At 43.8% G+C, this 349-nt stretch carries 1 protein-coding gene; it reads left to right on the top strand.

Annotated elements, in window-relative coordinates; genetic code table 11:
- Positions 1 to 349, top strand: a 349-nt coding sequence (locus tag AB5935_RS26665) for a TIM barrel protein (protein WP_368327942.1), incomplete at both ends; no start/stop codon positions are given.

The following is a 349-nucleotide window of genomic DNA, read 5'->3' as shown; positions in this document are numbered from 1 at the left end:
GCACAGAAATATAAAGTAGGTACGACTACAGCTTTGTGGAAAGTACCTGCTTCCACAGACTTTTCTCAAGCCCGGTCTGTGGGGGTAGAGTATGTGGAAGTAGCATTTAACCAGTGTTATAGAGGAGTTCCGGCAGATGAAGTTGTTCCTCGTATCCGGGATATGAAAGCAAAAATTGATAGTGCCGGTATCAAGGTCTGGTCTATACATCTTCCTTTCTCACGCACGTTGGACATATCGGTGCTGGATGAAAAGAAAAGGAAAGAAAATGTAGATTTTATGGCGGAGATGATTGGACAGTGTGCTCAATTTCAGCCGAAATGTTTGGTATTGCATCCTAGTTCCGAGC

It is taken from the genome of Phocaeicola sp. RTP21198st1_B8_RTP21198_201120 (assembly GCF_040929485.1).
GTDB lineage: Bacteria > Bacteroidota > Bacteroidia > Bacteroidales > Bacteroidaceae > Phocaeicola > Phocaeicola dorei.
This window is presented reverse-complemented; position numbering and strand designations above follow the sequence as displayed.